We start from the raw sequence: 26,561 nt of genomic DNA on the forward strand, positions 1-26,561 counted from the left end.
ATTGCGTCACACGAGGCCCGTCGCCTGTTACGGCAGCGGACCGGTCAAACACCGGAACGAGGGGGGAAAGAGAGGTCTACGCGCTTACACGCGTAGTAGGGAAGCGGATAGCGATAGCAGACCGCGCTCGCACGAGAAGGTGCGGGCTTGAGCGGTGAGGAGGGTGGTCTGCTGGGAGTGCATTTTTCGATAGTGCTGGGGGAGGCGAGGTGTTGTCAAGTTGCCTGGGCGGAATTCGGACGTTTCCGGGTTTTGCCAGGCCACAGACGAATCCCTAAGTGCCCCGTACCGCATGTGATTCCGGCGTCAGCAGAACCTGCGTGAACCTGCTTTAATACACCCCGTTCGTACCGTAAAACCGCTGTATCTTCATTTATATAACGGTGCGACTCCACTACGCCCCAATAAGGCCCCACAAGGAGAATCCCCACCATGGTTACGCTGAATATCAACGGCAAATCCGTGGAAGTTGATGCCGATCCGTCGACGCCGCTGCTTTGGGCGCTGCGCGACAACCTCGGCCTGACCGGCACGAAATTCGGTTGCGGCGTTGCGTCGTGCGGTGCGTGCACGGTGCACCTGAACGGTCAGCCCACGCGCAGTTGCGTGCTGCCGATTTCCGCAGTGGCCGGCCAGCAGATCACCACGTCAGAACATATCGCCGACGACAAGGTCGGCAAGGCCGTGCTCGACGCTTGGGTCAAGCACGACGTGGCGCAATGCGGCTATTGCCAGAGCGGCCAGATGATGAGCGCAGTGGGTCTGCTGCGCAGCAAGAAGAAGCCGACCGACGCTGACATCGACAGCGCGATGGCCGGCAACCTGTGCCGCTGTGCCACGTACCAGCGTATCCGTGCGGCGATTCACGACGCCGCCAAGTCGCTGGCCTGAGCCCCACCGGAGAACTCACGATGCGTATTCGAAATCTTGAAGCACTGGCGGGTGGTGGCGCGCAGCATCAACCGGCATCTGTGTCTGGCGATGCGGGTGCGGCAACGCTGGATCGCCGCAGTTTCCTGAAACTCACTTCGCTGGCGGGCGGTGGTCTTGCGCTTGGCATCGCGCCGGTGCTGGCAAGCGCGCAGGACGCGAAAGCCAAACCGCCTTCGCCGCCGCAGGCATTCATCATCATCGCGCCGGACAACACGGTGACGGTGGCCGTCAACCGTCTCGAGTTCGGCCAGGGCGTGCACACCGCGTTGCCGATGGCGCTGGCTGAAGAGCTCGACGTCGACTGGCGCAACGTGCGCGGCATGCTCGCGCCGGCAGCGGATCCGTACAAGGACCCGGGCTTCGGCATCCAGATGACGGGCGGTTCCACTGCGCTGAACCACTCGTTCCAGCAGTACCGTGAACTGGGTGCACGTGCGCGTGCCATGCTGATCTCGGCCGCCGCCGAGCGTTGGAAGGTGGAGCCTTCCACCTGCCAGACGGCCAACGGCGTGATCACCTCGGGCAGCAACCGTGCAACGTATGGTGAACTGGCGCAAGCCGCGATGGCACTGCCAGTGCCGGCGCAGGTCACGCTGAAGGACCCGTCGCAGTTCCGCATTGTCGGCAAGCCCACGCCGCGTCTGGATGCGCGCGCCAAGCTCGACAGCTCGCTCAAATTCGGTCTCGACACGCGTCTGCCGAACATGAAGGTGGCCGTGCTGGCCCGTCCGCCGCGCTTTGGCGGCAAGGTGGCCAAGTACGACGCAGCTGCAGCCAAGGCCGTGAAGGGCGTGGTCGATGTGCTGGAGATTCCGACCGATCGTGGCGGCAAGGGCGTGGCCGTCGTCGCCGACGGCTACTGGCCGGCCAAGCAGGGCCGCGACGCGCTGCAGGCCACGTGGGAAGACGCTGGCTCGACCGTGTCCACGCCGGCGCTGATGGCGGAATACAAGAAGCTTGCTGGCCAGCCAGGTGCGGTAGCCAAGACCGCTGACGTGAGCGGCATTCAATCCGCGGCCAAGCGTATCCAGGCTGACTACGAGTTCCCGTATCTCGCCCACGCGCCGATGGAACCGTTGAACTGCACGATCGACGTGCAGAAAGACGGCGGCAAGATCAGCGGCGCGAAGGTGTGGGTCGGCTCGCAGTTCCAGACCATCGACCAGGGCGCGATTGCCAAGGTGTTGGGCGTGTCGCCCGAGAAGGTGGAGCTGAACACGATGATGGCGGGCGGCGGTTTCGGGCGGCGCGCGGTTCCTACCTCGGACTATCTGACGGAAGCGGCCAACGTGGCCAAAGCCTACGCGGCAGCCGGCCACAACGGCCCCGTCAAGGTGATCTGGAGCCGTGAAGACGACATTCGCGGCGGCTACTACCGCCCGATGCATCTGCACCGCGTTGATGTGGGTGTCGACAACAGCGGCAAGGTGGTCGGCTGGAATCATGTGATCGTCGGTCAGTCGATTCTGAAGGGCACGCCGTTCGAGGCGTTCATGGTCAAGAACGGTGTGGACGAGACCATGGTCGAGGGCGTGATCGAGAACGACTACGGCTTCCCGATGCAGCTGACGGTGCACCATCCCGACGTGAACGTGCCGGTGCTGTGGTGGCGCTCGGTTGGTCACACGCATACGGCGTTCGTGATGGAAACGATGGTCGACGAGGTGGCGCATGCTGCCAAGCAAGACCCGGTGGCCTTCCGTCTGGCACGTTTCAACGACAAGGAGCACGCACGCCACCGCGCTGCGCTGCAACTGGCCGTTGACAAGTCCGGCTACGGCAAGCGCAAGCTGCCCAAGGGCCAGGCTTGGGGCGTGGCAGTGCACGCATCGTTCGAGTCGGTGGTGGCATATGTGGTGGAGGTGTCGGTCGACAAGGGCAAACCGCGCGTGCATCGTGTGACAGCTGGGGTGCATGCCAACCGTGTGGTCAACCCGATGGGTGCGGAGGCGCAGATCCAGGGTGCCTGCGTGTTCGGCTTGGGGATGATCCAGCCGGGCTTTGCCATCGACATCGAAAACGGTGCGACCAAGAACAGCAACTTCCCCGACTACCCGCCCGTGCGCATGCCGGACGCGCCGCCGGTGAACGTGTTCTTCGTGCCGTCGGAAGACAACCCGACGGGTCTGGGCGAACCCGGTACGCCGCCGATTGCACCGGCCGTGGCCAACGCGGTGTTTGCGTTGACGGGCAAGCGACATCGTAAGTTGCCGTTCGATACGGTGTGATGATCATCGTCGCGTGATGCGATTGGAGCCGGCATGCAGCAATGTGTGCCGGCTTTTTTGTTTTGGCGCGTATTCTTGGCGGACCGCTTCTTGCGTTCGCGCTTGTGTTGTCCCGTTGTTCGCTGTTCACCCACCGGAGGAGCACGTCATGGCATTGAACATCCTGTACACCGCCCACGCCACCGCCACAGGCGGCCGTAACGGCCACACGCAAACCGAAGATGGCCAGGTCTCGCATGATCTGTCGGTCCCGAAGTCGATGGGCGGCCCCGGCAAACCCAATACGACCACACCGGAAGATCTGTTTGCTGCGGGCTATGCAGCGTGCTTCGGCTCAGCGTGCGACTTTGTCGCCAAGAGCATGCTCAAGCTCAACCCGAGCAGCATCGAGATCCGTTGCGACGTGGGTATCGGCACGCGTTCCGAAGGCGGTTTTGGCCTGAAGGTCGGGCTGACCGCGCGCGTTGGCGGCCTGTCTCAAGCCGATGCCGAGGCGCTGGTGGCCAAGGCGCACGAGGTGTGCCCCTATTCCAACGCCACGCGCAACAACGTGGAAGTCACGCTCAAGACCGAGGTGGTTTGATGCACAAGCGGCCCGTTGCTGGTGCTGTTGTTGGTGTGCTGCTGGCTGCGGGCCGCGGCAGCCGGTTTGACCCGGCCGGTGTGGCCAACAAGCTGCTCGCCGCGCTGCCCGATGGCACGCCTGTCGCCGTACAGGCTGCGCGGCATCTGCAGCAAGCCGTGGGTGATGTCGTGGCTGTGGTGCCGGCTGCTGACACCCATGGCGCGCAGGTTGAACGGCTGGCCGTGTTGCTGGCCGACGCCGGTTGCACAGTCCTGCGATGCCCGGCGGCGGCCAACGGCATGGGTGCCAGCCTGGCCGCAGGCGTGGCTGCACGTCCTGACGCGGGCGGCTGGGTCATCGCCCTGGCCGACATGCCGTGGATTGCGCCTGAGACCATCGCTCAAGTTGCGCACGCACTCGACGCACACCATTGTGTCGCGCCATTCCACGCGGGGCAGCGTGGTCACCCCATTGGTTTCGGCGCTGATTTCTTCGCCGGTCTGACCACGCTCGACGGCGATGAAGGTGCGCGGCGCTTGATTGATCCCGCCGCGCTCATCCGCATCGACAGCAACGATGCCGGCATCCTGCGTGACGTCGATACCCCTGCTGATCTGGCGTAATGCCCCGTGAGGGGCGCGTGGGTTTTGGACGCGGGGCAAGGTACAACGCGGGACTAGCTGGGGGCTCCGTCCCGATCAGTGTCACGCGTCGATTGGATTGGCGGCGCGCGCAAACCGTAGTTGGTATTCCCGGGGCGACAGGCCAGTTTTGCGCTTGAACAGCTGCCGGAAGGTGCTGACGTCGCCGTAGCCGACGCGATCACTCACCTGGTCGACACCGATGGGTCTGGATTCCAGCAGCGTTTTTGCGACTTCAATGCGGAGATTCTGCAGATACTCCAACGGCGGCATGCCCACTGCCTGCTTGAATCGACGGTTCAGCGTTCGTTCGCTGACAGCGAGATCGGCTGCAAGCGCATGGAGTTGAACGCCGTCTTCAAGTGTCGATTCCATATGCTGCTGCGCGCGCGCGACGAGCGCATCGGTGTGCCCATGCTCGCCGAGGAGCTTTGCATACGGAGCCTGTGCAGTCCGACTGGTATCGATCAGCAGCATCTTTGCGGTCATTGCGGCGACTCTTTCGCCGGCAAATGTTTCGATCAGCCGTACCGCGAGATTGAGATACGACGTGACCGCGCCGCTCGAAAGAATTCTGTCCTGCATGGTTAGAACTTCTTGGGCCCGCAGTCGCACGCCCGGATAACGTTGTGCGAAGTCTGCGGATTTTGCCCAGTGTGTTGTGGCAATGCGGCCATCGAGCAAACCGGTTTCGGCAAGCAGGTAGTTGGCGGTGCAGTACGCGGCAACCACGGCGCCGGCTTTGTGCTGGCTGCGGATCGCAGAGCGGAGCGCGTTCAGCAGATCCTTGCGCGTGAGGAATGTCTCCATGTCGGAGACGAATGGCGCGGTCAGCAGAATGGCGTCCGCGCGCTTGCGCCCATCGATCTTGCCGTCCACGGCAATGCGCTGTCCTGATGCGGCTTTGACAGGCTGTCCGTCAATCGATTCGACCCGCCAAGTGAACCTGGTGGAATGGCCGCCCTCCCGCATGGGCGCCTGATCCATCAAATGGTTGGCCGCGTTAAAAACGTCGATGGGGCCAGCGACGCCAGAGGCCAGGATGCCGTCGTAGACCCAGATTCGGATGGTAGTCACCTGTGTGTCCGATATCCAACAAAGAATGGCAATTCTGCCACTCCCGTTGCGCCTCGTAAATTCCGAAGATGGTCATCTCAAGACAGCTGAGGAAGGAGAAATACGATGCCGATGATCGACGCACTGATCCCTGAAAGCGCCCTGACCCCGCAGGCGGAGGCCCGCCTGTTCAAGGAGCTCTCGGACATCCTGATCGAGGCGGAGGGCTACCGTTCCGACAACAAGATTGCGCAGAGCGTCACGGTGCTCAATCTCCATCGGCCGGCGGCCGTGTACGTGGGAGGCGAGCCGTCGAAGTTGCCGCGCTATCGGATCATTCCCACAGTGCCAGAGGGGCAATACTCAGACGAATCGCGCAAGACGCTCGTGAGGCGAATCACGGAAGCTGTGGCGCGCGCTGAGAACGGCACGTTCGAGGACGTTGCAACACGCGTCTGGGTCTTCCCTACGGAGATTCCGGATGGCCAGTGGGGCAGTCGCGGCCTCATTCGTTCGGTGGCCGACATCCATGCCATGCTCGTTGACGATCCTGAACAGTGGCGTGTCGGATCGGAGCGTTTGGCGCGCAAGCGGCGTGAAGACGCACGCGTTATGCTGGAGTCCGCCCTGGACGCCGTTTGCATTGGAACTGCCAAGGCCTAGTTCGCAGCGCCCCTTTGTCAGAACCGACTCTGTCAAATCCGCCGCCCATGCCAACGACTGCCGAAATCATTGAATCCAGCGAAGACGGATTCGACATACCGCGACGCCATTTTGCAGCGGCCGCCATCCTGATCGGCGTGCTCATGTCGGCGTTGGACAGTTCGATCGTCAACATCGCGCTGCCGACCATCGCAACAGATCTTGGCGTCAGTGCAGCCTCTGTCATCTGGGTGGCGAATGGCTATCAGGTGGCCAGCGCGGCGGCCATGCTGACGTGCGCGTCGCTCGGTTCAAGAGTTGGCGAAAGGCGTTTCTATACGGCAGGGCTGGTGCTGTTCACGGTCGCGTCTCTGGGCTGCGGGCTGGCATCGACGTTCAACATGCTGGTCGTCATGCGGGTCCTCCAGGGCATCAGCTACGCGGTCCTGATCAGCGTCGGCTATGGCCTCTACCGGGTGATCTTCCCACCCAGTTCCCTGGGGACCGTCTTCGGCTTGAATGCCCTGGTGTTTGCGGTAGGAACGGCGCTTGGCCCGGCATTGGGCGGGCTCATCGTCTCCTATGCGTCGTGGCCATGGCTGTTCTACATCAACATCCCGCTTGGCATCGCGGCCATCGCGTTCTCAGCCATGGCTCTGGGGGCGGACACGCACAAGGAGCGCGGTTTCGACTTGTTTGGCGCCATGACCTCTGCTGCGGCGTTTGGTCTTTTTGCGCTTGCCGTCGACCAGATCGGGCGGTGGAGCAACCGTACCGTTGTCGCGCTTGTTGTCCTATCCGCCGTGCTGGTGTGTGTGTTCGTCGTCGGCCAGACCCGGGCCAGGCATCCGCTTCTGCCTTTGGATATTTTCAGGTCGCGCCGGTACACATTTGCCGTGCTGACATCGGTCACGATGTTCGTTTCACAGGGGATTGCGCTGGTTGCGCTGCCGTTCGTGCTGCAGCACACCTACGCCTACAGCGTTCTGAAATCCGCCTTGGTATTCACGCCTTGGCCGATGGCGGTCGCGCTGTGCGCCCCAGTTGCCGGTCGGCTGACGAACCGCCTGAATGCGACGCAGGTCTCCAGCATGGGGGTCTTGATGTTCTGTCTGGGGCTGGGCTCTCTCGTCCTGCTCCCTGAACACCCGGCGGTTGAGGATTTCCTGTGGCGTGTGGCGCTCTGCGGGATGGGGTACGGCTTCTTCCTTCCGCCAAACAACAAGGAAATGTTTGCTAACGCGGCCAAGAACCGGACGGCCACTGTATCGGGCGTGCTCTCAACGGCAAGAACCACGGGCCAATCCATTGGCGCCGCCCTGGTCGCCGTGGTGATTGCACTGGTGGGCGGCATGCACGGCGGTGCCGATGGCCAGTTCGCCGTGTACGTATTTACGTTGGCTTGCGCGATTTCTGCGCTCTCGTTTCTCGCCAGCATGGCGCGCGTTTACCGGCAGCGAGAGTGAGTGTCGCCAACGCAGACTGTTCCCGATGCACGAGCCGCAACCCCATGGCGATCGAACGTCGCCATTTCTATTTTCGACATCCCCACCATGAACGACAAGATCTCCGCCGTCTCTTTCGAAACATCAGAACACTACGTATGGGGTACCGTCTGTGACGGTTGGCATCTGCTCAAGCAACCGGATCTGAGTGTGATCCAGGAACGTGTTCCGCCAGGTGCGGGAGAAACACCGCATTTTCATACAAAGGCAAGGCAGTTCTTCTACGTTCTGTCGGGTACGGCGACGCTGCAGTTTGAAACGCATTCAGTCACATTCGGCGCAGGCGAAGGCGTCCATGTTGAACCTGGGGTCCGCCATCGATTCGCCAACACGTCGGAGGAGGATGTCGTGTTCCTGGTCATCTCGTCGCCGCCGACCGCGAGCGATCGAACCAACCTCACAACATCACTTTGAATCCTGTCGCAGGCGGATTGGATTACTTTGCCCGAGCTGATTCAGGCGGGCGCAACGGGAGTACATGCAATGCAGCTACTTGACCATGTGTCGATCGGTGTTCCGGACATTGAGGAAGCGCGGCACTTCTACGACGCGATCATGACCGCACTGGGCGCAAGCAAGGTCTATGACCGGCCCACCGCACTCGGTTACGGCGAGCGTTGCTCAGCTGACGATACCGTCTCGACCTTCCTGGCCGTGTATCTGGATCCTAGCGACATCGGGACGAACAAACGGCACTGGTGTTTCAAGGCGCCGTCTCGTGAACACGTGGATGCCTTTTTCCACGCAGGGCTCGCGGCTGGCGGGCATTCAGACGGAGCCGCTGGCTTGAGGCCCCATTACCACCCTCACTACTATGCGGCGTTCCTGGTTGACCCGGCGGGCAACCGTGTTGAGGCTGTGTGCCACGCGGCCGCGTAAGAAAAGCAAGCTCTGGCCGCAGCATCCCTTCAATGTGATCGGCCAAGTCGATCCAAGTCCTTTTCGCCGCATCGAAGCATCGTAGTCAGCTTGCCGTAGCTTCGTCCCTTGAGCGAACCGGGGTTGGGTTTTGCTGGAAGCCTTTGGCCGCTGGGGAGGGGGCAGGTCAGTTTGTCGCAGTTGCACAATTTGTTCACAACAAGCCCCAAATCGCCTGCGAAACCGGCTGCAACTGCCTGACGCACAAGGATTTGTTGCACGATGTAACGACCATGCTCGATGTGGATAACTTTCGCCCGGCGCGTGCGTTTTACGTTGTCGACACGTTTGCAGGAATCCGTCAAGCCCGTTGTCATGTCAACGGTTTGCGGCATGGCGGGTTATGCACAGAACATGTGGATAAGTCTGTGGGAAACGTTGTCCGACCCGCGTGGCGACAGGCTTTGGTCGGCATTGCTCGGGGATTTGGCACACCCGTCGTGTTGACATGATGCGCTTCTTGCAACGCTTGATTACAACCCGAAACAGAATGTCAGGCGCTCTTCGACCAGACTCCCCATACGCGACAACGGCGATCACGATGATCACGGGTCGCGACCGACGCATTTGAAGGAGAAGAACATGGTTCGGGTACTGACGATTTTTCTGGCGGCTGCCACGGTGCTGACGGCAACGGGTTGTGCCGACATGACGGCACGTCAACGCAACACCGCCATCGGTGCAGGTGTGGGCGGGCTGGCCGGTGCCGCGCTGATCGGCGGCCCTGGCGCAACGCTGGGTGGTGCCGCACTGGGCGGCCTGGTGGGCAACGTATCGACGCGTTGATACGCTGATACGCATTTGGAAGCGGCCCCGGGGTGAGAACCTCGGGGCCGTTTTTTATGCCTGCGCGCGGCTGAGCGAGCGCAGCAGGCCTTCGAGGGCCGGCACTTCCAGCGGCCGGCCAAACAGGAAGCCCTGCACCTCGTCGCAGGCGTGTGTCGAGAGAAAGGCCGATTGCTCGGGTGTCTCCACGCCCTCTGCTGTGACGGTCATGTTCAGTGCGCGCGCCATCGCAATGATGGTCTTGGTCAACGCCACGCAGTCGGCCACCGCAGGCACGCCGCTGATGAACGAGCGGTCGATCTTGATGTTGTGGATCGGCAAGCTGCGCAGGTACGACAGCGACGAAAACCCGATGCCGAAGTCGTCCAGCGAAATGCGCACGCCACGTGCAGCCAGGCTCGTCAGTAGACGTTGCGTTGACAGGCGATCGGCCAATAGCACGCTCTCCGTCAACTCCAACTCCAGTCGTGATGACGTCATGCCCGATGCCTTGAGGGCTTCATCCACGTCGCGCTCGATCACGCCGGCATCGCATTGCCGTGCCGATACGTTGACGGCCACGCGCCCCGTGAAGCCGAAGTTGCGCTCCCACGCCTGGCCCTGCGTGCAGGCCTGCATGAGCGCCCAGCGGCCGAGGTCGAGGATGTAGCCGGATTCTTCGGCCACGGCGATGAACTCGGTGGGCGACACCGCGCCGAGTTCCGGGTCAGACCACCGCATTAGTGCTTCCACTGCCACCAGTTCGCCCGAGGCGAGCGCGTACTTGGGCTGATACACCAGTCGCACCTGCCCACGCGCAAGTGCGCGGCGCATGCGCTCGTTGAGGGTGAAGCGGCGCAGCATCTGCGTTTCGAGCGCGCGCGAGTATCGCGCGATGCGGTTGCGGCCGTTCTCCTTGGCGCGGTACATGGCGGCTTCAGCATGGCTGACCAGCGTGCCGGCATCGTTGCCGTCATCCGGAAACGCCGTGACACCAATGCTGGCGGAGAGGTGCAGTTCTCGCTCGCCGCCGGTGAAGGGCTTGGCCAGCGCTTCGAGCACCTGCTGGGCGAGTGCATCAACGGTGTCAGGGTCGTCGATGGCTACGCAGAACTGGTCGCCGCCAAGGCGAGCCAGCAGCGCGCGCTGTCCGGCCTCGGCGCGGATGCGTTGCGCCGCCAGATTCAGCACCTGGTTGCCGACATGGTGGCCCATCGCCTCATTGACAGTCTTGAAGTGGTCCAGCCCGATATAGAGCAGTGCGGCCCGGCCGGTGGAGGGCAGAGCCAGGCGAGCGTCGAGCCGTTCGATGAACGCGGCGCGATTGGGCAGGCCGGTCAGCGAGTCTTTCGTTTCCAGCAGGCGCAGCTGCTCGTAGGTCGAACGTTCCGCCGTGATGTCGGTAAAGATGACCAGCACCGCATGCGGCGATGCGCTGTCCGGTGAAAACATCGGTAGCACCGATTCGCGCAGCCAAACGATTTGCCCGGTGCCGGCCGGTACGCCCACCACCACGTTGCTGATGGCGCGTCCGGTGCGCGCGGCCAACGTGGAAGGCCATGCCGCGCGAGGCAGGATGGTGCCGTCCTCGCCGAGCATCATGTCGCTCAGTGCCATGCGCGGGCGGCCTTTCCACGATGCGCCCGACAAGCGCAGGATCTCGGACGCGCTGCGGTTATATGACAGCACGCGGCCGTCGGTGGACAGCGTGAGCACGCCTTCGCTCAAGTGGTTGACGACCAGGCGGTATTGATCGCGCAGGTCACGCGCCTGGCGGTACTCGCCTTCGAGGCGCAGCAGCTTGACCAGCGCGCTGACATAACTGGCGCATGCGGCGCGCAATGCAACGTCGTCGGGCGCGGCATTGGCCGGTGCGGCGTAGAACAGGCATAGCAGGTCATCGCCCGAGGCCATGCCGCCATGCTGGGCCGGGATGCGGCATAGCCAACCGGGCAACGCAGTGCCGAGCGCGCGCGTGAGTACCTCGTGCAGGGCGGCCGGCGCATTGGACTGGCGGAGTAGTTCGATGGGCGCAACGTCATTCAACAGCGGCGCAACGCGAGCGAGTTCGACATCGAGTTCACCCGATGGGGGCGCCACCAGTTGCGCGCGCGCGGCTTGCGTACCGTACAACCGTGCCCGCCCAGAGACCACCCGCGTCACGACGCATAACGCAGTGGGTAGTGCTGCTTCGAGCGCGCGCAAAAGCGCATGCAAACGCTCACCGAGCGAGGCCGCAGATGGCAGCGTAGACAGCAGGTGATCAAGGTGTTCGTGCGGCAACGCCGCGCCGATGGCTTCGGCGCTGAGGACACGCTCGCCGGCCTTGCCGGGCAGTTGCGCATCAAGCGGCAGGGGCAACCCGTGCACGACCACCTGCTGCGCGGGCAGCCCGTCAAAACGTGTCGGCGTGACCGTCAGCCGGACCGTGACCGGCGCATCGGACGCGCCCAGGGAAACCGCAGAAACCACCTGTGCAGCTGGCGTGACGGTTGCGTCGGGTGAATCCGCGTCCGTGCCCGCGTTGGCACTCAGCGTGACCGGCACATCCTGGAAGAAGCGCGAGAACGGCTCACCGAGCAGTTGGTCGGCCGAGAGCGCGCGCACCATGCTGATGCCTGCTGCATTGGCATACACGATGCGACCTTCGAGAACGACGTAGAGGGGAACGGGCAGACTTTGTGCCGACAGCGGGTAGGAAAGTTCGTCTTGCATCCCACGCTCCAACCAATGGTATTGCCCGAGACACCACGCAATGAATGTGTCCGCGGGCAACGCAACAGGCGCCAGCCTGCGGAGGCGGGACAACAACTTTCATGATGCGCAAAAGTCGCGTGTCGCGCAAATGATTGATTTGTGATTTATACAACACACCGTGCATTTCATTTGGTCGCACGGTGCGCGGTTGTTTGCTGCGTAGGCAGTAAAGGGGTTTCTACCGATCGGGATTCAATCGATGCAGGCAATGCTGCATCTGAAGCGCGTTCCTTGTCGGTGAAATGCCGTTCGGCCTGGTGATGCGGGCGCACTGCCTACGCACTGGCATCAAGATACGAATTCGCATTGTGAAGGCGAAATTGATGTTCGCTCGGACGATTGGACGTTATGGAAAGAAAAAGATTGTGTCCGTAAACAGGATGCATACTGGCATGCCAAAGTGCAAAGCCGACTGTAAAACACGGGCAAGGACGGATTCATCACCAATGCATCCGCCCACCAGCCTGCTGGGTCTGCTGCTTTGAAGCGGCTTTATCGTCTGTCACAAATGGATCTTGGGTGTCGGCGCAATACGGTACCAATGTGAGTTGCCACGTCGTCTTGCGGCTGCGTACTGCAAGCTCCAGGCAATGTGTGTGTGGAAGTTGGCCTCGGAAATTGCGGAACCCATAAGCGCTTGCTAATGTGATGGCACTGAAATGCAGTGCATCGCAGGTTTGCGGTCTTGTCTGATCGCGTATACCAAGTAGATGCGTCAATCTGACTTTCCGGTTGAATCCTGAGCATTCGGTATGCCTGATTTGATTCGAACCGTTTGGGTGCGCTTGCTGCGAGTAGCAGAGCGCGATCAAAACCGTTGAAATTTCATTTCAGTTATGAATACAATTGAACTAATATCTGACCCACAACAGGATTTATTGGGAGCGCATATGGCGACATACAAGGAATTGGTTGCACAAAAGGCCAAGCTGGAAGAGCAGATCGAAACCGCCCGCGCCAAAGAACTGGAAGCCGTTATCCAGCAAGTGCGCCAAACGGTTGCCGAATACGGCTTGACCGCTGAAGATCTGGGCCTGGCTCCGCGTCGTGGCCGACGCGCTGGTGCCAAGGCGCCCGTCCCGGCGAAGTACCGCGACCCGAAGACGGGCGCAACGTGGTCCGGCCGTGGTCGTGCACCGGCCTGGATCGGCAAGAACCGCGATAAGTTCCTGATCGCCTGATTTGCCCCCTCGGGTACGACGGCCCACCTGACCGGTGGGCCGTTTTCGTTGGAGCGCATGAGCGTTCCTGACTATAACGTCGACATGACGCCCCGCCTTCCTAAATACCTCGAACTGGCCGATCGCATCCGGCTCGACATCCTGCACGGTGCCTTGCCGGCCGGCAGCGTCGCCCCCAGCGAGAACGAAGTCGCTCAGCGCTATGGCGTGTCGCGGCTGACTGCCCGCCGCACGCTCAATGAACTGGCCGCACGCGGGTTGCTCAAGCGCTCGCGCGGACAGCGCAGCGTGGTGCTTGACCGAGTGGGGCCACATCGTCCAGTGCTGTATGCGCCGGGGCAGTCTGATGCGGCGCTGGAGTACGTGCCGGGTGCCGTCTACACCGTCAGCGCATTCCGGCTGGAGCAGGCCGATGAGACGGTGGCGGCCGCGCTCGGTCTGGAGGTCGGTGCGCAGGTGGCGTTCGTGGAGCGCCGCGCGCAGGTCGAAGGCAAGCCAATCATGCTGCTGCGCACGTGGCTGACGTCACGGCTGGCAGCCATGCTGGAGGCGCGCGATTTTGAAGACCGCCTGTTCGTGCAGGTCTTCCAGCGGGCCAATCTGACGATCGCGCGCTCGCGCGAGGCACCGCTGGCGTGTGTGGCCGATGCCCACCAAGCCAGCCAGCTTGATGTGGCGGCCGGCGTGCCGTTGGTGCGCGTACGCCGCATCGGCTACAGCGTGGCTGACGTGCCGATTTCCCTCACGTACTGCGATTTCTCGCCCGAGCGCTATACGCGTGAAGTGGACATTCGCGTTCTCCAAAACGACTGAAGCTGCACTTGGCTCCAGTACGGTGCAGAAACGGCGCCACACACCCCTGTGTTGGGACTTGTCTGGCAGGGGTATTCAAGCTAGTCTGCGCGCCTTCCCGCGAAAACGTATTCATTCGTGACACTTCAGCATGCTGACGGCGTATTGGCACGGCTGTTGCATTCACTCGCGGCGACCTCAGCGGGGCAGGCGAGCCACCTGCCGCTGCGAGCCGAATTCAACACAACGGAACCAGAAGAGGGAGAAATCAACCATGCAACTCAAGCGACGTTTCAAGCTGGCCGTGCTGGCCGCTGCCGCCGGGCTGACCGCAGGTGCGGCCCAGGCCCAGTCGTCCGTCACGCTGTACGGCCAGGTGGACGCCTGGATGGGCGCACAGAAGAACCTGGGGTCGTCCGACCGCGCCTGGGTGCAGAACGCCGGCGGTATGTCCACGTCGTACTGGGGCATGAAGGGCAGCGAAGACCTGGGCAACGGCCTGAAGGCGATCTTCACGGTGGAAGCGTTCTTCCGCCCTGACACCGGCAAGAGCGGTCGCTTTGATGGCGACACGTTCTTTGCGCGTAATTCGTTCGTCGGCCTGCAGTCGAACACCTGGGGCTCGATCAAGCTGGGTCGCAATACGCCGCAGTACTTCGTTTCGACGATCCTGTTTAACCCGTTCGGTGATTCGTACACCTTCTCGCCGATGGTGTTCCACACCTACCTGGGCAACGGCCGCACGGGCGCTGCCGGCATCTCGGGTCTGGTGGGCGATTCGGGCTGGAACAACTCGATCCTGTACTCCACGCCGGACATGAACGGTTTCACCGGCACGCTGATGTACGGCGCGGGTGAGCAGGCCGGCCACGATGGCCAGAACAAGTTCGGCGCAGGCTTCCTGTACTTCCGCGGCAACTTTGCAGCCACCGCCGCTTTCCAGCAGGTGCGCTTCGATGCCAACCCGGGTGACCTGAACGCGCTGGTGGCAGGCTTCCAGCGTCAAACGGCAACTCAACTGGGTGCGTCGTATGACTTTGGCGTGGTCAAGCTGTACGGCCAATACCAGTACATCAAGAACACGATTGCTTCGGGCGATGCGAAGAGCAACGGCGGCCAACTGGGCGTATCGATTCCGGTCGGCCCGGGCAGCGTGCTGGCGTCGTACGCCTACACGAAGACCTCGGGCGCTGCTGACGTGAAGCGCAACACCTGGGCAATCGGCTACGACTATTCGCTGTCCAAGCGCACCGATGTGTATGCCGCGTACTTCCGCGACAAGGTGTCGGACCTGAGCTCGGCTGATACGTTCGGCGTGGGTATTCGCGCAAAGTTCTAAACCTGCGCTTTCCTTGTCACCACCCGTGTGTCGACAGCGCGGGTGGGCATTTACAGCGGCGTCCGGGGTTCCGGGCGCCGTTTTTTGCTTGTGGACGACGAGTGGGGTGGGGTGCTCAACCGGTACGCGCGATGCGTACGGGTGCCACGGACGACGTGGTCGGCTCAGCCACGAGTTGCGGCTGATTCAGCAGCATGGCGCCACGCTGGGTGGCGACGAATACGGCTTCGGTGCGGCTGCGGACTTCCAGGCGACGGTACAGCGCGTTGATGTGCGCCTTGGCCGTGGCCTCGGAGATGCTGAGCATGCGGCTGATGGTTTTGACCGGATGGCCGCGCGAGAGCAGAACCAGGATTTCGTACTGGCGTTGGGTGAGCCCCAATAATGCGCAGTCGTCGCTGCCGTTTGCGCCGCCCGTTTGCGCATCCGGGCGGGCCAGCACAATGGAGGCCGGTACATAACGGCCACCGGCCAGTACCAATTCCAATGCGGCGGCAATCAATTTGCCCGAATAGCTTTTCAGCAGATACGCAGAGATATTCAATTGCATCAGCGCACGCACATGTGCGGCTGAATCGCTTTCACCCAGTACGGCGACGTGCCTTGGGTGCGGCTGCTGCAGCAACCGAGAGAGTGCGGGCAGATCGTCGATGCCCGGCAGTGGCAGGCCGATCAGGGCCAGTTCGGCGTCCGCATGCGCCGCGAGATTTTCAAATAGGGCCTCGTCCGGGTCGACGCTGACGACTTCGGAAATGGCCGGCAAAGATTGTAAAACGTGGGTCGCACCGGCACGCACCAAGGGGTGTGCCTCAACTACGATCGATTTCACTGCGCCGCCTGTCTGGTTATGGTTGTTTGCCCATTTCCGGAATATGGCCGGCCGTCGCCTATTCGGATCGGCGAGATCCAAATTGATACAGGCGTGGCTGGTAGAAACGCAATGACGCGCGGTTTCGGTATGTTTCCCCGTTCAGCCGGCAGTCACCGAGTGCGGTGCCGCCGGGCCGAAACCTTGGCGTGCCATTCAGGCGCGATTTCTTTCCGGTTTTCTGTTTATGTCGCCAGGCGCGGAGGATATACCCCGCCAAAATCGGCAGAATAAATCCCCAGCTTGGTTGTTGCACCCATCAATGGGATGTAAACCTTTTTGTTTACCCCGATCGGTGGTGTGCCAGACCCCTATAGATAGCAGGATCAGGCAGGGGCAGCTAGCCCCACTTCAAACCCATTGACGTAAACGTAAACCGGCGTTCGGTCGTCTTTGACGGCCCTGCGGTTGCGTTTATTGAGCGACGACCGAGAAGCGCGGCATCGACAGCGGTTGCTTGCCGTCGCGGCCGTAGGGCGTGCCGCCGCCGTTGTTGGCAGCGTGCAGGACGGACAGCGCGTTTTGCGTGGCGCGCAGGCGCAGATCGATCAGCGTGCCGTTGTCCAAGTTGCACTGGCGCAGGGTGCGGGCCAGGGCCAGGTTCTCGTCGAACAGGCGGCTGGCGGTTTCATCCGTGCGCAGGTATTTGACCAGCCCGTACGGATCGGCGCCGCCGTGCTGCGCCCACCACAGGCGGCGCTCGCGGTCAGCTTCGCCCAGGGCGGTGAGCTGTTTCTGCTTGGTCAGGGTGACGCGCTCGAGTTCGACCATGTCGCCGTCGCGCAACGCTTGGCGCTCGGCTTCCAAGGTCAGGGTGGCGGCACGCAGCAGTTCTTGCTCGTCGGAAAGCGTGCGGATCAGCAGTGTGTTGTCCATGTTGGCGACCTTTAGCTTGCAAGCTTGGGCAGCCGCCGGCCGGCACACCGCCCCGCCGCGATCAGCCCACGCGGGCTGGCGGCGTCATGAGAAATGGGGGACGGACGACGGGAGGCTCCCGTCAGACCTTCTTGCTTTGTGCCGAGAGCAGCGAATGCGCATCGGACAGCGCCGCATCGGCGATCTTGCCGGCGTCCATCTTGAGCGTGCCGTTCTGAATGGCGCTGCGGATCTGCTCGACGCGTGCTGCGTCGAAGTCGCCGCTGCCCACTTGGCGCGAAACTTGATGGACCGACAGCGAAGGCGAATCGTCGCTGTGGCGCGTCGTACCCGTGACCGTGGTGGCGGCCGAGGACGAGCCGGTCGCGCGCGTCGACCCGGACGCTGCGTCCTTGGTCGGCGCAATGGCCGGCGTGTTGTTGACGATATGGTTGATTTTCACGGGTGTCTCCGAAGAGCGCGTTCATCCTATCACCCATATCGGCCAACCCCGGCCCAAACTTTAGCGGGGGGTATCGGTTACGCATCACAGTATGAAAGTGATCGATTGGTATCAAATCAATCTCAGAACTGGATCGCCACCACGCCGGCAGACTGCGCAATGCCGGAAACGACGTTGCCGTTGGCCGTGCGCACCTGCGCCACCTGGCCCACGGCGGCCTGGTTCATGGCCCGGCCGTCGCTTGTGACCTGGAAGCCACCGCCCTCGGCGACGAGCTTGACGGTCTGGCCTGCCTGTACGGCAATCGGCAGACGCAGGCTTTCGGCGCGCAGCGGCTGATTGGCCGCCACGCTGGTTACCAGCACGCGCCCCACCACGTCGGCGGGCTGCTGCACGACTGACGGCGGCAGGATCGAAAGGTCTCCCGTGCGCGCCTCCAGGTCGGTCATGTCGAGCGTCTTGCCCGGCGACAGCTGGTGCGAGGCGACGTAATACGTCCCCGTGATCTGGATGGTGGCCGGCACCCACGCCGCCCAGGCGTGGGGTGATTTGCAGCGCACCCCAACTTGAATGCGGCCGCGCAGGCGGTTGGCCGCCGGCAGCATCAGGTCGATCTGGTCACAGGGCTGGTTGGCCACTCGCGGGTCGACCGGGCCGACTTCCACCGAGGCGCGCGGGGCGCCCGCGTCATTGGTGCCGCCCAGAATGTCCAGTTGCGACTGCAACTGCTGCTGGATCTGCATCTGGATGGCGTTCGGACCCTGGATGGTGGTCGCGGCGGGTTGAGCGGGCTGGGCCGGCATCGGCATGTTGGTGGCTGCCGGCGCATAGCCGACGCGCACCATGCCTTGCGCATGCGCCAGGATCGGGTGGACGAGGCTTGCCAGCACGCCCAGCGCCAGGCACAGCAGCAGCTTGCGCTGGCGGGCGACCAACGGCATTGCCACGGCGCCGTGGCGGCGGCCAACGGCAAAGCTCGGGTACTGGGCGCTGCGTACAAACCGCGTGGACATGGAAAGCCCTCCATCGAAAGTCCGGTGAAGTGTAGCCACGCGCGCGGGAGGGCCAAATGCGGAAATGTCGGCCAATCCCCCCCTTATTCGGACGAATGCTCTTGCCAGGTGGCCCCTAGACTTTGCAACGTGGTGAAGTCCCTGGTGTTGCGCGGTGCTGGTTGCCGCGTGGCCTGCCCCGGTAGGCGGTTTCCCGGCCGGCTCCCGGACCAGCAGACAAGGCCCTCTCCACTGAGGCTGCATGACGGCAACTCAGCAATACAGCGGTTCTGGAGACGGCATCGGCGGTTTTGAAGGGGCCGCCGATGTCTGCTTCTCCAACCCCACGGCATTCGGAAGACAAACCAAACCCGGCGGGTGGCGGCAACAACATGACGCCACGCGCGAGGAATGACAGACATGGTCGACAAGCTGGATCAGTTGTTCGGTTTTCAGGAGCAGGCGCTGCGGCTGCGTTCGCAGCGGCACCAGATCCTGGCCTCGAACATCGCCAACGCCGATACGCCCAACTTCAAGGCGCGCGACTTCGATTTCCAGTCGGCGCTGCAGAAGGCGGTCGGCCAGCAGAGCGGCAACACGCTGCCGATGACGGCCACGGCGTCCGGCCACCTGACGGTGGATGGCGCGCCTGCCGGCGATGTGACGTTGATGCAGGCGTCGCTCTCGCAGCAGACCAAGTCGCTGCAGGGCGAAGTGCAGTACCGCACCTCGCAGCAGCCCTCGATTGACGGCAACACGGTCGACATGGACGGCGAGCGCATGCGCTTTGCCGATAACACCGTGCGTTACGAGGCCGATCTGAACATCGTGACGCAGAAGATCAAGTCGATGCTGGCCGCCATCCAGAGCAGCTAGCAAGGCAAAACAGAACAGAGCAAGACAGGGTAGGACGATCGCGCCGCAGTCTCGGGCGCGACGAAAGAGGGGCGGGAGTGATGCGGCGCCCCGGGCCAGGCAGTCTGGCCCGGAGAGCGCCCACACAACAACGGATCCGATCCGGCAACAGCAAGCAGTATTCAGACAGCGGAATCAACATGTCGCTATTCAAGGTGATGGATGTGGCTGGCAGCGCGCTCACCGCGCAGTCCAAGCGCATGAACGTGGTGGCCTCCAACCTGGCCAACGCCGAGAGCGTGACGGGGCCCAACGGCACCGCCTACCGCGCCAAGCAGGTGGTGTTCTCGCCCGCGCAGGAGTCTGACGACTACGCCACCGGCGTGTCGGTCGACCGCGTGGTGGAAGACACCGTCACCCCCATGAAGCGCATGCACCAGCCGGGCAACCCGCTGGCCGATGCCGACGGCTACGTGACCATGCCGAACGTCGATGTGGTGGACGAAATGGTCAACATGATTTCTGCCTCGCGCTCGTACCAGGCCAACGTGGAAGTCGCCAACACCACCAAGACGATGGCCGCCAAGGCCCTGACCCTGGGCCAGTAAACGGCGCCCGCTCCAGCCACATACGCGACGAATCTAGCGAGACACGACCATGACCGTCAGCTCCACCTCCAGCACAACCGGCACCACCGGTACCACGAGCACGAATACCGGCAACAACCTGGCACTGACCAACAGCACCGATCTGCAGAGCACGTTCATGCAGCTCCTGGTGGCGCAGTTGCAGAACCAGGATCCGTTGAACCCGATGGACAACTCGCAGATGACTTCGCAGCTTGCCCAGATCAATACGGTCAACGGCATCCAGCAGTTGAACACCACGATGTCCAGCATGCTCACGCAGAACGCGGCCACGCAGGCTTCGTCGATGATCGGCCGGACCGTGCAGGTGCCGACGACCAACCTGACGCTGACGTCCGGCAAGGCCAACTTTGGCGTCTCGGTGCCCAACGGCGCCGACGACGTGGTCGTCACCATCAAGAACGCCGCCGGGGTTGCCGTGCGCACCGTTGACCTGGGCCAGATGACTGCCGGTTCCGGCAACTACACCTGGAACGGTCAGGACGACAAGGGCAACCAGCTGGCAGACGGCAACTACACGATTAGTGTGGCGGCCACGCAAGGCGGCAAGATCGCCACGGCCAACGCGCTGGGCGTCGACAAGGTGGCCGGCGTGACTATCAACAACGGCACGATGCAATTGGTGCTGGCATCCGGCGGGACGGCCAAGCTGTCTGACGTCGCTTCTATTCAGTAACGGGGTCGAACCCGCTTTTATTCTCGGGAGAACACTATGGGATTCCAGCAAGGCCTGAGCGGTCTCGACGCCGCCTCTTCCAACCTCGACGTGATCGGCAGCAACGTTGCCAACGCCAACACGGTCGGCTATAAGAAATCGACCGCCGAGTTCGGCGACGTGTACGCACGCTCGCTGGTGGGTGCTTCCGACAACCAAGTCGGCCAGGGCGTGAGCGTGACCAAGGTGTCGCAGTCGTTCACGCAAGGCAACGTGACCATTACCGGCAACCCGCTGGACATCGCCATCAACGGCACGGGCTTCTACCGCATGGTGGACCCGTCGAGCGGCCAGGTGTCGTACACGCGTAACGGCCAGTTCCAGACCGACAAGAACGGCTACATCATCTCCGCCACCGGCCAGAACCTGACTGGCTACGGTGTGGATGCCACCGGCAAGGTCAACACCGCCGTGCTGACCAACCTGCAGATTCCGGTCAACGACCTGGCGCCGCTGGCCACCACCAACACCGCATTCGGCGTGAACCTGGATGCCGCTGCCACGGTGCCGACCACCACGCCGTTCTCGGCCACCAACTCGGCCACGTTCAACCACTCCGTTTCGGAGCAGGTGTACGACGGCACGGGCACGGCCCACATGCTGACCAACTTCTACGTGCGCACCGCCGCAGGCTGGGATGTCTACTCGCAAGTGGACGGCAACAACCCGACCGGCGGCAATCCGGTGACGTCGCTCACGTTCAACGGCAATGGCGCGCTGACCTCTGCGCCCAGCAAGGTTGCCGTGGCCTTTGGCGGTATGAGCATCGCCAGCATGGACTTCACCGGCACCACGCAGTACGGCGGCGGCTACAACGACACGGCCCCTGGCGTGACGCAAGACGGTTACGCCACTGGCCGCCTGGCCAGCTACTCGGTCGGCACCGACGGCACCGTGACCGCGCGCTACTCCAACGGCCGCACGTCTGTGCTGGGTCAGGTGGCCATGGCCAACTTCAAGGCACCGGAAGGCCTGCAGAACATCGGCGGCAACCAGTGGGTAGAAACGTCCAACTCTGGCGCCCCGAACCTGGGTACGCCGGGCATGGGTTCGTTCGGCCTGCTGCAGTCGTCGGCGGTGGAGCAATCCAACGTCGATCTGTCGGCCGAGCTGGTGAACATGATCATCGCCCAGCGCTCGTACCAGGCCAACGCGCAGACCATCAAGACGCAGGACACCATCCTGCAGACCTTGGTGAGCATGTAATCGCCATCGTCATAGCCTGACCGCACACCAAGGACATTCGCATGGACCGCTCGATCTACGTGTCGATGACTGGCGTGAAGCACCTGTTCGACCAACAGGCTGCCAGCGCCAACAACCTCGCCAACGCCAGCACTACCGGCTTCAAGGCGCAGATCGACGCGTTCCATACGGTGGGCGTGCAAGGTGATGGCTCGCCCACGCGTAGCTATGTGATGGCTTCGGCCATCGGCACGGACGTGACGCCGGGCCCGATCGAGACCACCGGCCGCAGTCTGGACGTGGCAGTCGACGGGCAGGGGTACTTCGCGGTGCAAGCCGCGGATGGCACCGAGGCCTATACCCGTGCAGGTACGTTTCAACTGAGTGCCGACGGCACCATCGTCACCCTGGCTGGCCAGCCGGTGATGGGCGATGGTGGCCCGATCACGCTGCCGCCCAACACGACGGTGCAGTTTGCCAAGGACGGCACGGTCAATGCCATCAGCGCGGATAACGTGACGCCGCCGGTGTCACTGGGCCGCCTGAAGCTGGTCAGCATTGATCCGTCAAACCTGAACCGTGGCGCTGACGGTCTGTTCCGCCAGCGTGATGGGCAAGACGCCGACACGAACGAGAACGTGCGCATCACGCCCGGCGCGCTGGAAGGCAGCAACGTCAACCTGACCGACTCGCTGGTCAGCATGATTGAGATTTCTCGCCAGCTTGAGATGCAGATGAAATCGCTGCAGACGAGCGACACGAACGCCCAGTCGGCCAATGAATTGCTGCGCCACGCTTAAAGCGCCTGGCGCATGAATTGAATCAACCAAGGACTCGAACATGATTCGCTCCCTGTGGATTTCCAAGACCGGGATGGACGCCCAGCAATCGCAGCTGGATGTCATCTCGAACAACCTGGCGAACGTCAACACGACGGGCTTCAAGCGCTCGCGCGCCGTGTTCGAAGACTTGCTGTACCAAAACGTGCGTGAGCCGGGTGCGCAATCGTCGCAACAGACCACGCTGCCTTCGGGCATGCAGATCGGTACCGGTACGCGCATCGTTGCCACCGAGCGTCTGCACACGCAGGGCAACCTGTCACAGACCGGCAACTCGACCGACGTGGCCATCAATGGCAACGGCTTCTTCCAGGTGCAGATGCCGGACGGCACGCTGGCCTACACGCGTGACGGCAGCTTCCAGGTCAACGCGCAGGGCCAACTGGTGACCTCCAGCGGCTACCCGATCCAGCCGGCCATCACCATTCCGCAGAACGCCACGAGCCTGACGGTCGGTAAGGACGGTGTCGTGACCGTCACCACGCCGGGCTCGGTCAACAGCACGCAGGTGGGCACGTTCCAGCTGGCCAACTTCATCAACCCGGCCGGCCTGCGCAGCATGGGCGAGAACCTGTACGCCGAAACCGAAGCCGCCGGCACGGCCAACCTGGCCAACCCGGGCTCCAACGGCACGGGCGTGCTCAACCAGAACTACGTGGAAACGTCCAACGTGAACGTGGTGGAAGAGATGGTCAACATGATCCAGACGCAGCGCGCGTACGAGATCAACAGCAAGTCGGTGCAGACCTCCGACCAGATGCTGGAGAAGCTGTCGCAGCTCTAAGCTGGGCAGCGCAGTCTTTAAGGACGTTTTGCGATGCAAACCCCCCCGGTCTACTCGCTCCAGAATGTGCAACGCAGCGGCCGCGCTGTGCGCATCATTCGATTGGCCGTGCTTGGCACGGCAGCTCTGCTCGCTACGGCGTGCGGCTTCCTGCCGCCGCCGGCCCCGATCGTGCAGGGTCCGACCACGGCGCGCCCGCCCATGCCTGTCATGGCGCCGCGTCAGAATGGGGCGATCTACCAAGAGGTTGCATCGGGCAGCGGTGGTTTTCGCGGCATGTTCGAAGACCGCCGCGCACACATGGTGGGCGACACCATCACCATCGTGATTACCGAGAACACCGCAGCCAGCAAGCAGACCTCCGGCAGCGTGGACCGCAGCGGCAGCAAGACCACGTCGGTGCCCACCTTTGCCGGCATGAACCCGGGCGTGCTGTCGCTGCTGGGCATCTCTGCCAGCGACGCCAACAAGTTCGACAGCAAGGGCGCCAACGGCGCACAGAACAACTTCACTGCAACCATTACTGTGACGGTGGTGGAAGTGCTCTCCAACGGCAACTTGGTGGTGAGCGGCGAGAAGCAGACGGCGATTGGACAAGGCTCCGAGTCGGTCAAATTCTCGGGTGTGGTCAACCCGACCACCGTCAACAACCAGAACACCGTGCTGTCCACCCAGGTGGCGGATGCACGCATGGAATATCGCGGCACCGGCTATGTGGCCGAAGCCCAGCAGATGGGCTGGCTGTCGCGCTTCTTCCTGACCGTGTCACCGTTCTAAGGAAGCGGCCATGACTTTGCATCGCATCATTGGCGCAGCCCTGGTGGCACTGAGCGCGATTACCGGGTTTGCTCCCACCGCGGCACACGCCGATCGCATCAAGGATCTGACCAGCGTTGCCGGCGTGCGTGAGAACGCGCTGATCGGCTACGGCCTGGTTGTTGGCCTGGACGGCAGCGGTGACCAGACCACGCAGACGCCGTTCACGATCCAGAGCTTCAACAACATGCTGACGCAGTTCGGCATCAACGTGCCGGCCGGCGCCAGCATCCAGCTCAAGAACACCGCCGCCGTGGTGGTGACGGCCTCGCTGCCCGCTTTTGTGCGGCCGGGGCAGACCATCGACGTGACGGTCTCCTCCATTGGTAATGCCAAGAGCCTGCGCGGCGGCACGCTGCTGCTCACGCCGCTCAAGGGCGTGGATGGCCAGCTCTATGCCCTGGCGCAGGGCAACGTGGTGATTGGCGGCGCGGGTGCGTCGGCCAATGGCAGCAAGGTGCAGATCAACCAGCTGGGCGCGGGCCGCATCGCCAACGGGGCGACGGTGGAGCGCGCGGTGCAGGCCACGGTGGGCGAAGCCGGCAACATCCAGCTCGACACCGGCTCGACCGATTTCGGCACGGTGCAGAACATCGTCAACGCCATCAACAAGCAGTTCGGCACCGACACCGCCCAGGCCGCCGATGGCCGCACGATCAACGTGCGTGCACCGGCGCTGGCGGCGGACCGCGTCGGGTTTCTCGCCAAGCTGCAGAACATTGACGTGACGCCGGCCCTGGCCGCCGCGCGTGTGGTGATCAACGCCCGCACGGGTTCGGTGGTGATGAACCAGCTCGTCAAGCTTGAGCCCTGCGCGGTGGCGCACGGCAGCCTGTCGGTCACCATCAGCACCGAGCCGGTGGTGAGCCAGCCGGCACCGTTCTCGCAAGGCCAGACGGTGGCGGCCGCGCGCTCGAACATCGAGGTCAAGCAGGCAGGTGGCAGCCTGATCAACGTGAAGGGCGGCACCAACCTGGCAGATGTGGTCAAGGCCATCAATGCGATCGGCGCCAACCCGCAAGACCTGATTTCGATCCTGCAGGCGATGAAGGCGGCCAACGCGCTGCGCGCCGAGTTGGAAATCATCTAAAGCACGGGCCGACGCGATGAACCCGACCGACCTCACCAGCCGCCTGGCGCTCGACTCCACAGGATTCGAGTCACTCAAGCAGGCCGCGCGCACCGACCCGACCAGCGCCGCCAAGACCGTCGCCAAGCAGTTCGACGCGATCTTCGTGAACATGATGCTCAAGCAGATGCGCGATGCATCGCCGCAGAACGGGCCGTTCGATTCGTCGTCGACCAAGATGTATACGTCGATGCTCGACCAGCAGCTCTCGCAGACGATGGCGTCACGCGGGGTGGGCGTGGCGGACCAGTTGCTCAAGCAGATGCTGCGCCAGGCCAACCACGTGAACCCCGATGCTGGAGGCCCGGTGAACACCGCGCTGTCCAGCACGACGGCAACGAATACCGCTTTGCCCGGCGCCGCGGGCTCCACGTCCGACGCCGCCCGCGCCATCGCCCGTTCGTCGCTCAACAGCATGGCCGCGGCGGTTGCCCCCGGCACGGAAGATGACGGCTCGGGCATCAGCACCGTGCCGCGCCCGGGTCTGGAAGAACGTGTGCAGCGTGCCCTGGCTGCCTTGCGCAAGCAGGCCGACGCTGGGCAGTCCACCAGTGCGCCGCCGGATGTGGATCTGTCGACCGTGGCTTCCGAGCCCCGTGGCGAGCGCATGGCCAGCTTCTACAACAAGCTGATCGGCCACGCCTCGCAGGCTGCGCAGGAAACGGGCATTCCTGCCAACTTCATGATCGGCCACGCCGCGCTGGAGTCCGGCTGGGGCCGCCGCGAAATCAAGGCCAAAGACGGCACCAACACGCACAACCTGTTCGGCATCAAGGCCGGCGGCTCGTGGACGGGCAAGACCGCAACGGTGACCACCACCGAATACGTGGGCGGTGTCGCCCACAAGGTCCAGGAGAAGTTCCGCGCCTACGGCTCGTACGCCGAAGCGTTCAAGGACTACGCCAACCTGCTGGCCAACAACCCGCGCTACAGCAACGTTGTGGCGGCCGGCAACGGGAACGATGCGGCCTCGTTTGCCAAGGGCCTGCAACGTGCTGGTTACGCCACAGACCCAAACTACGCCAACAAGATCATGGCGGTGCTCAAACAGATCGTTTGACGTTCGCTATCAGTAAGAAAAATCAATAGCA

The 26,561-nt window shown here is 63.0% G+C and carries 29 protein-coding genes; 22 read left to right on the forward strand and 7 right to left on the reverse strand.

Features of this window, described 5'->3' with window-relative positions:
- The first annotated feature begins 432 nt into the window (after positions 1–432).
- The 4 genes from PI87_RS06010 to PI87_RS06025 all read left to right on the forward strand — a co-directional run bounded on the left by PI87_RS06010 (position 433) and on the right by PI87_RS06025 (position 4,349).
- A complete protein-coding gene (locus tag PI87_RS06010) occupies positions 433–891 on the forward strand; it encodes a (2Fe-2S)-binding protein (RefSeq protein WP_039596760.1) in 459 nt (152 codons plus the stop codon).
- A 20-nt stretch (positions 892–911) separates the two neighbouring features.
- Positions 912–3,161: a xanthine dehydrogenase family protein molybdopterin-binding subunit gene (locus PI87_RS06015; RefSeq protein ID WP_039596761.1), complete on the forward strand. Its 2,250-nt coding sequence runs from the start codon at positions 912–914 to the stop codon at positions 3,159–3,161.
- A 148-nt stretch (positions 3,162–3,309) separates the two neighbouring features.
- On the forward strand, positions 3,310–3,744 hold the full coding sequence (locus PI87_RS06020; RefSeq protein ID WP_039596762.1) for an organic hydroperoxide resistance protein: 435 nt from the start codon (positions 3,310–3,312) through the stop codon (positions 3,742–3,744).
- Positions 3,744–4,349: a nucleotidyltransferase family protein gene (locus PI87_RS06025; RefSeq protein WP_039596763.1), complete on the forward strand. Its 606-nt coding sequence runs from the start codon at positions 3,744–3,746 to the stop codon at positions 4,347–4,349. Before PI87_RS06020 ends, PI87_RS06025 begins: the two co-directional genes overlap by 1 nt.
- Before the next feature lie 81 nt (positions 4,350–4,430).
- Here the strand turns inward: PI87_RS06025 and PI87_RS06030 are convergent, their stop codons facing one another.
- Positions 4,431–5,444: a GlxA family transcriptional regulator gene (locus PI87_RS06030; protein ID WP_039596764.1), complete on the reverse strand. Its 1,014-nt coding sequence runs from the start codon at positions 5,442–5,444 to the stop codon at positions 4,431–4,433.
- Positions 5,445–5,549: 105 nt separating this feature from the next.
- Here PI87_RS06030 and PI87_RS06035 point away from each other — a divergent pair, with 105 nt between their 5' ends.
- The 4 genes from PI87_RS06035 (at position 5,550) to PI87_RS06050 (ending at position 8,449) form a co-directional block, all read left to right on the forward strand.
- Positions 5,550–6,086: a tautomerase family protein gene (locus tag PI87_RS06035; protein ID WP_039596765.1), complete on the forward strand. Its 537-nt coding sequence runs from the start codon at positions 5,550–5,552 to the stop codon at positions 6,084–6,086.
- Between the two features lie 47 nt (positions 6,087–6,133).
- Entirely contained in the window at positions 6,134–7,531 is a 1,398-nt protein-coding gene (locus PI87_RS06040; RefSeq protein WP_039596766.1) for an MFS transporter, read from the forward strand.
- 87 nt (positions 7,532–7,618) lie between these two features.
- Positions 7,619–7,984, forward strand: coding sequence for a cupin domain-containing protein (locus PI87_RS06045; RefSeq protein ID WP_039596767.1), 366 nt, complete (start codon positions 7,619–7,621; stop codon positions 7,982–7,984).
- 69 nt (positions 7,985–8,053) lie between these two features.
- Positions 8,054–8,449, forward strand: a complete 396-nt coding sequence (locus PI87_RS06050; protein WP_039596768.1) for a VOC family protein — start codon at positions 8,054–8,056, stop codon at positions 8,447–8,449.
- A 29-nt stretch (positions 8,450–8,478) separates the two neighbouring features.
- Here PI87_RS06050 and PI87_RS28995 read toward each other — a convergent pair whose 3' ends face one another.
- Entirely contained in the window at positions 8,479–8,823 is a 345-nt protein-coding gene (locus PI87_RS28995) for a hypothetical protein (protein ID WP_157003084.1), read from the reverse strand.
- A 247-nt stretch (positions 8,824–9,070) separates the two neighbouring features.
- Here PI87_RS28995 and PI87_RS06055 point away from each other — a divergent pair, with 247 nt between their 5' ends.
- Positions 9,071–9,274 (forward strand): hypothetical protein, encoded by a 204-nt coding sequence (locus PI87_RS06055; RefSeq protein ID WP_039596769.1) that lies wholly within the window; start codon positions 9,071–9,073, stop codon positions 9,272–9,274.
- 54 nt (positions 9,275–9,328) lie between these two features.
- On the opposite strand, the gene PI87_RS06060 is transcribed toward PI87_RS06055, so the two are convergent.
- Complete coding sequence (locus PI87_RS06060) at positions 9,329–11,968, reverse strand: putative bifunctional diguanylate cyclase/phosphodiesterase (protein ID WP_039596770.1); 2,640 nt, start codon at positions 11,966–11,968, stop codon at positions 9,329–9,331.
- A 932-nt stretch (positions 11,969–12,900) separates the two neighbouring features.
- Here PI87_RS06060 and PI87_RS06065 point away from each other — a divergent pair.
- From PI87_RS06065 to PI87_RS06075, 3 genes are all read left to right on the forward strand, one after another.
- Positions 12,901–13,191, forward strand: coding sequence for an H-NS histone family protein (locus PI87_RS06065; RefSeq protein ID WP_021193457.1), 291 nt, complete (start codon positions 12,901–12,903; stop codon positions 13,189–13,191).
- An 84-nt stretch (positions 13,192–13,275) separates the two neighbouring features.
- Positions 13,276–14,004, forward strand: a complete 729-nt coding sequence (locus tag PI87_RS06070) for a GntR family transcriptional regulator (protein ID WP_039596771.1) — start codon at positions 13,276–13,278, stop codon at positions 14,002–14,004.
- Positions 14,005–14,257: 253 nt separating this feature from the next.
- Positions 14,258–15,322 carry a porin gene (locus PI87_RS06075; RefSeq protein WP_039596772.1) on the forward strand — a complete coding sequence of 355 codons (1,065 nt, stop codon included), beginning with the start codon at positions 14,258–14,260 and terminating at the stop codon, positions 15,320–15,322.
- A gap of 115 nt (positions 15,323–15,437) precedes the next feature.
- Here PI87_RS06075 and PI87_RS06080 read toward each other — a convergent pair whose 3' ends face one another.
- The 4 genes from PI87_RS06080 to flgA form a co-directional block, all read right to left on the reverse strand.
- A complete protein-coding gene (locus PI87_RS06080) occupies positions 15,438–16,151 on the reverse strand; it encodes a LuxR C-terminal-related transcriptional regulator (protein ID WP_084209896.1) in 714 nt (237 codons plus the stop codon).
- A 453-nt stretch (positions 16,152–16,604) separates the two neighbouring features.
- On the reverse strand, positions 16,605–17,066 hold the full coding sequence (locus tag PI87_RS06085; RefSeq protein ID WP_039596774.1) for a flagella synthesis protein FlgN: 462 nt from the start codon (positions 17,064–17,066) through the stop codon (positions 16,605–16,607).
- Between the two features lie 121 nt (positions 17,067–17,187).
- Positions 17,188–17,508, reverse strand: coding sequence for a flagellar biosynthesis anti-sigma factor FlgM (gene flgM, locus PI87_RS06090; RefSeq protein WP_039596775.1), 321 nt, complete (start codon positions 17,506–17,508; stop codon positions 17,188–17,190).
- Between the two features lie 122 nt (positions 17,509–17,630).
- Entirely contained in the window at positions 17,631–18,521 is an 891-nt protein-coding gene (gene flgA / locus PI87_RS06095) for a flagellar basal body P-ring formation chaperone FlgA (protein WP_039596776.1), read from the reverse strand.
- A gap of 241 nt (positions 18,522–18,762) precedes the next feature.
- Between flgA and PI87_RS29000 the strand changes: the two genes are divergently transcribed.
- The 10 genes from PI87_RS29000 (at position 18,763) to flgJ (ending at position 26,530) form a co-directional block, all read left to right on the forward strand.
- The gene (locus PI87_RS29000) at positions 18,763–18,915 is read left to right on the forward strand and encodes a hypothetical protein (RefSeq protein WP_157003085.1); all 153 of its coding nucleotides are present in this window, start codon (positions 18,763–18,765) and stop codon (positions 18,913–18,915) included.
- 5 nt (positions 18,916–18,920) lie between these two features.
- A complete protein-coding gene (gene flgB, locus PI87_RS06100) occupies positions 18,921–19,376 on the forward strand; it encodes a flagellar basal body rod protein FlgB (RefSeq protein WP_039596777.1) in 456 nt (151 codons plus the stop codon).
- Positions 19,377–19,555: 179 nt separating this feature from the next.
- On the forward strand, positions 19,556–19,963 hold the full coding sequence (gene flgC / locus PI87_RS06105) for a flagellar basal body rod protein FlgC (protein ID WP_039596778.1): 408 nt from the start codon (positions 19,556–19,558) through the stop codon (positions 19,961–19,963).
- 49 nt (positions 19,964–20,012) lie between these two features.
- Positions 20,013–20,678, forward strand: coding sequence for a flagellar hook assembly protein FlgD (locus PI87_RS06110; protein WP_039596779.1), 666 nt, complete (start codon positions 20,013–20,015; stop codon positions 20,676–20,678).
- A gap of 36 nt (positions 20,679–20,714) precedes the next feature.
- Complete coding sequence (flgE, locus tag PI87_RS06115; protein WP_039596780.1) at positions 20,715–21,923, forward strand: flagellar hook protein FlgE; 1,209 nt, start codon at positions 20,715–20,717, stop codon at positions 21,921–21,923.
- A 41-nt stretch (positions 21,924–21,964) separates the two neighbouring features.
- A complete protein-coding gene (gene flgF / locus PI87_RS06120) occupies positions 21,965–22,702 on the forward strand; it encodes a flagellar basal-body rod protein FlgF (protein ID WP_039596781.1) in 738 nt (245 codons plus the stop codon).
- A gap of 40 nt (positions 22,703–22,742) precedes the next feature.
- Entirely contained in the window at positions 22,743–23,525 is a 783-nt protein-coding gene (gene flgG / locus PI87_RS06125) for a flagellar basal-body rod protein FlgG (RefSeq protein WP_039596782.1), read from the forward strand.
- Between the two features lie 33 nt (positions 23,526–23,558).
- Entirely contained in the window at positions 23,559–24,302 is a 744-nt protein-coding gene (locus PI87_RS06130) for a flagellar basal body L-ring protein FlgH (RefSeq protein WP_039596783.1), read from the forward strand.
- A 10-nt stretch (positions 24,303–24,312) separates the two neighbouring features.
- Positions 24,313–25,431 carry a flagellar basal body P-ring protein FlgI gene (locus tag PI87_RS06135; protein ID WP_039596784.1) on the forward strand — a complete coding sequence of 373 codons (1,119 nt, stop codon included), beginning with the start codon at positions 24,313–24,315 and terminating at the stop codon, positions 25,429–25,431.
- A 16-nt stretch (positions 25,432–25,447) separates the two neighbouring features.
- Positions 25,448–26,530 carry a flagellar assembly peptidoglycan hydrolase FlgJ gene (flgJ, locus tag PI87_RS06140; protein WP_039596785.1) on the forward strand — a complete coding sequence of 361 codons (1,083 nt, stop codon included), beginning with the start codon at positions 25,448–25,450 and terminating at the stop codon, positions 26,528–26,530.
- The last annotated feature ends 31 nt before the right edge of the window (positions 26,531–26,561 follow it).

Origin of the sequence: Ralstonia sp. A12, from assembly GCF_000801955.1 — a bacterium.
Classification (GTDB): domain Bacteria; phylum Pseudomonadota; class Gammaproteobacteria; order Burkholderiales; family Burkholderiaceae; genus Ralstonia.

What these genes read in the sequence shown, in the direction of transcription:
- PI87_RS29000 (WP_157003085.1), top strand. Translation starts at nt 18,763, where the DNA reads ATGACGGCAACTCAGCAATACAGCGGTTCTGGAGACGGCATCGGCGGT.
- PI87_RS06045 (WP_039596767.1), top strand. Translation starts at nt 7,619, where the DNA reads ATGAACGACAAGATCTCCGCCGTCTCTTTCGAAACATCAGAACACTAC.
- PI87_RS06075 (WP_039596772.1), top strand. Translation starts at nt 14,258, where the DNA reads ATGCAACTCAAGCGACGTTTCAAGCTGGCCGTGCTGGCCGCTGCCGCC.
- PI87_RS06025 (WP_039596763.1), top strand. Translation starts at nt 3,744, where the DNA reads ATGCACAAGCGGCCCGTTGCTGGTGCTGTTGTTGGTGTGCTGCTGGCT.
- PI87_RS06040 (WP_039596766.1), top strand. Translation starts at nt 6,134, where the DNA reads ATGCCAACGACTGCCGAAATCATTGAATCCAGCGAAGACGGATTCGAC.
- flgB (WP_039596777.1), top strand. Translation starts at nt 18,921, where the DNA reads ATGGTCGACAAGCTGGATCAGTTGTTCGGTTTTCAGGAGCAGGCGCTG.
- PI87_RS06035 (WP_039596765.1), top strand. Translation starts at nt 5,550, where the DNA reads ATGCCGATGATCGACGCACTGATCCCTGAAAGCGCCCTGACCCCGCAG.
- PI87_RS06110 (WP_039596779.1), top strand. Translation starts at nt 20,013, where the DNA reads ATGACCGTCAGCTCCACCTCCAGCACAACCGGCACCACCGGTACCACG.
- flgC (WP_039596778.1), top strand. Translation starts at nt 19,556, where the DNA reads ATGTCGCTATTCAAGGTGATGGATGTGGCTGGCAGCGCGCTCACCGCG.
- PI87_RS06065 (WP_021193457.1), top strand. Translation starts at nt 12,901, where the DNA reads ATGGCGACATACAAGGAATTGGTTGCACAAAAGGCCAAGCTGGAAGAG.
- PI87_RS06055 (WP_039596769.1), top strand. Translation starts at nt 9,071, where the DNA reads ATGGTTCGGGTACTGACGATTTTTCTGGCGGCTGCCACGGTGCTGACG.
- flgF (WP_039596781.1), top strand. Translation starts at nt 21,965, where the DNA reads ATGGACCGCTCGATCTACGTGTCGATGACTGGCGTGAAGCACCTGTTC.
- PI87_RS06050 (WP_039596768.1), top strand. Translation starts at nt 8,054, where the DNA reads ATGCAGCTACTTGACCATGTGTCGATCGGTGTTCCGGACATTGAGGAA.
- flgE (WP_039596780.1), top strand. Translation starts at nt 20,715, where the DNA reads ATGGGATTCCAGCAAGGCCTGAGCGGTCTCGACGCCGCCTCTTCCAAC.
- PI87_RS06060 (WP_039596770.1), bottom strand. Translation starts at nt 11,968, where the DNA reads ATGCAAGACGAACTTTCCTACCCGCTGTCGGCACAAAGTCTGCCCGTT.
- PI87_RS06010 (WP_039596760.1), top strand. Translation starts at nt 433, where the DNA reads ATGGTTACGCTGAATATCAACGGCAAATCCGTGGAAGTTGATGCCGAT.
- PI87_RS06085 (WP_039596774.1), bottom strand. Translation starts at nt 17,066, where the DNA reads ATGGACAACACACTGCTGATCCGCACGCTTTCCGACGAGCAAGAACTG.
- PI87_RS06135 (WP_039596784.1), top strand. Translation starts at nt 24,313, where the DNA reads ATGACTTTGCATCGCATCATTGGCGCAGCCCTGGTGGCACTGAGCGCG.
- flgA (WP_039596776.1), bottom strand. Translation starts at nt 18,521, where the DNA reads ATGTCCACGCGGTTTGTACGCAGCGCCCAGTACCCGAGCTTTGCCGTT.
- flgG (WP_039596782.1), top strand. Translation starts at nt 22,743, where the DNA reads ATGATTCGCTCCCTGTGGATTTCCAAGACCGGGATGGACGCCCAGCAA.
- PI87_RS28995 (WP_157003084.1), bottom strand. Translation starts at nt 8,823, where the DNA reads ATGCCGCAAACCGTTGACATGACAACGGGCTTGACGGATTCCTGCAAA.
- PI87_RS06070 (WP_039596771.1), top strand. Translation starts at nt 13,276, where the DNA reads ATGACGCCCCGCCTTCCTAAATACCTCGAACTGGCCGATCGCATCCGG.
- flgJ (WP_039596785.1), top strand. Translation starts at nt 25,448, where the DNA reads ATGAACCCGACCGACCTCACCAGCCGCCTGGCGCTCGACTCCACAGGA.
- PI87_RS06020 (WP_039596762.1), top strand. Translation starts at nt 3,310, where the DNA reads ATGGCATTGAACATCCTGTACACCGCCCACGCCACCGCCACAGGCGGC.
- PI87_RS06015 (WP_039596761.1), top strand. Translation starts at nt 912, where the DNA reads ATGCGTATTCGAAATCTTGAAGCACTGGCGGGTGGTGGCGCGCAGCAT.
- PI87_RS06130 (WP_039596783.1), top strand. Translation starts at nt 23,559, where the DNA reads ATGCAAACCCCCCCGGTCTACTCGCTCCAGAATGTGCAACGCAGCGGC.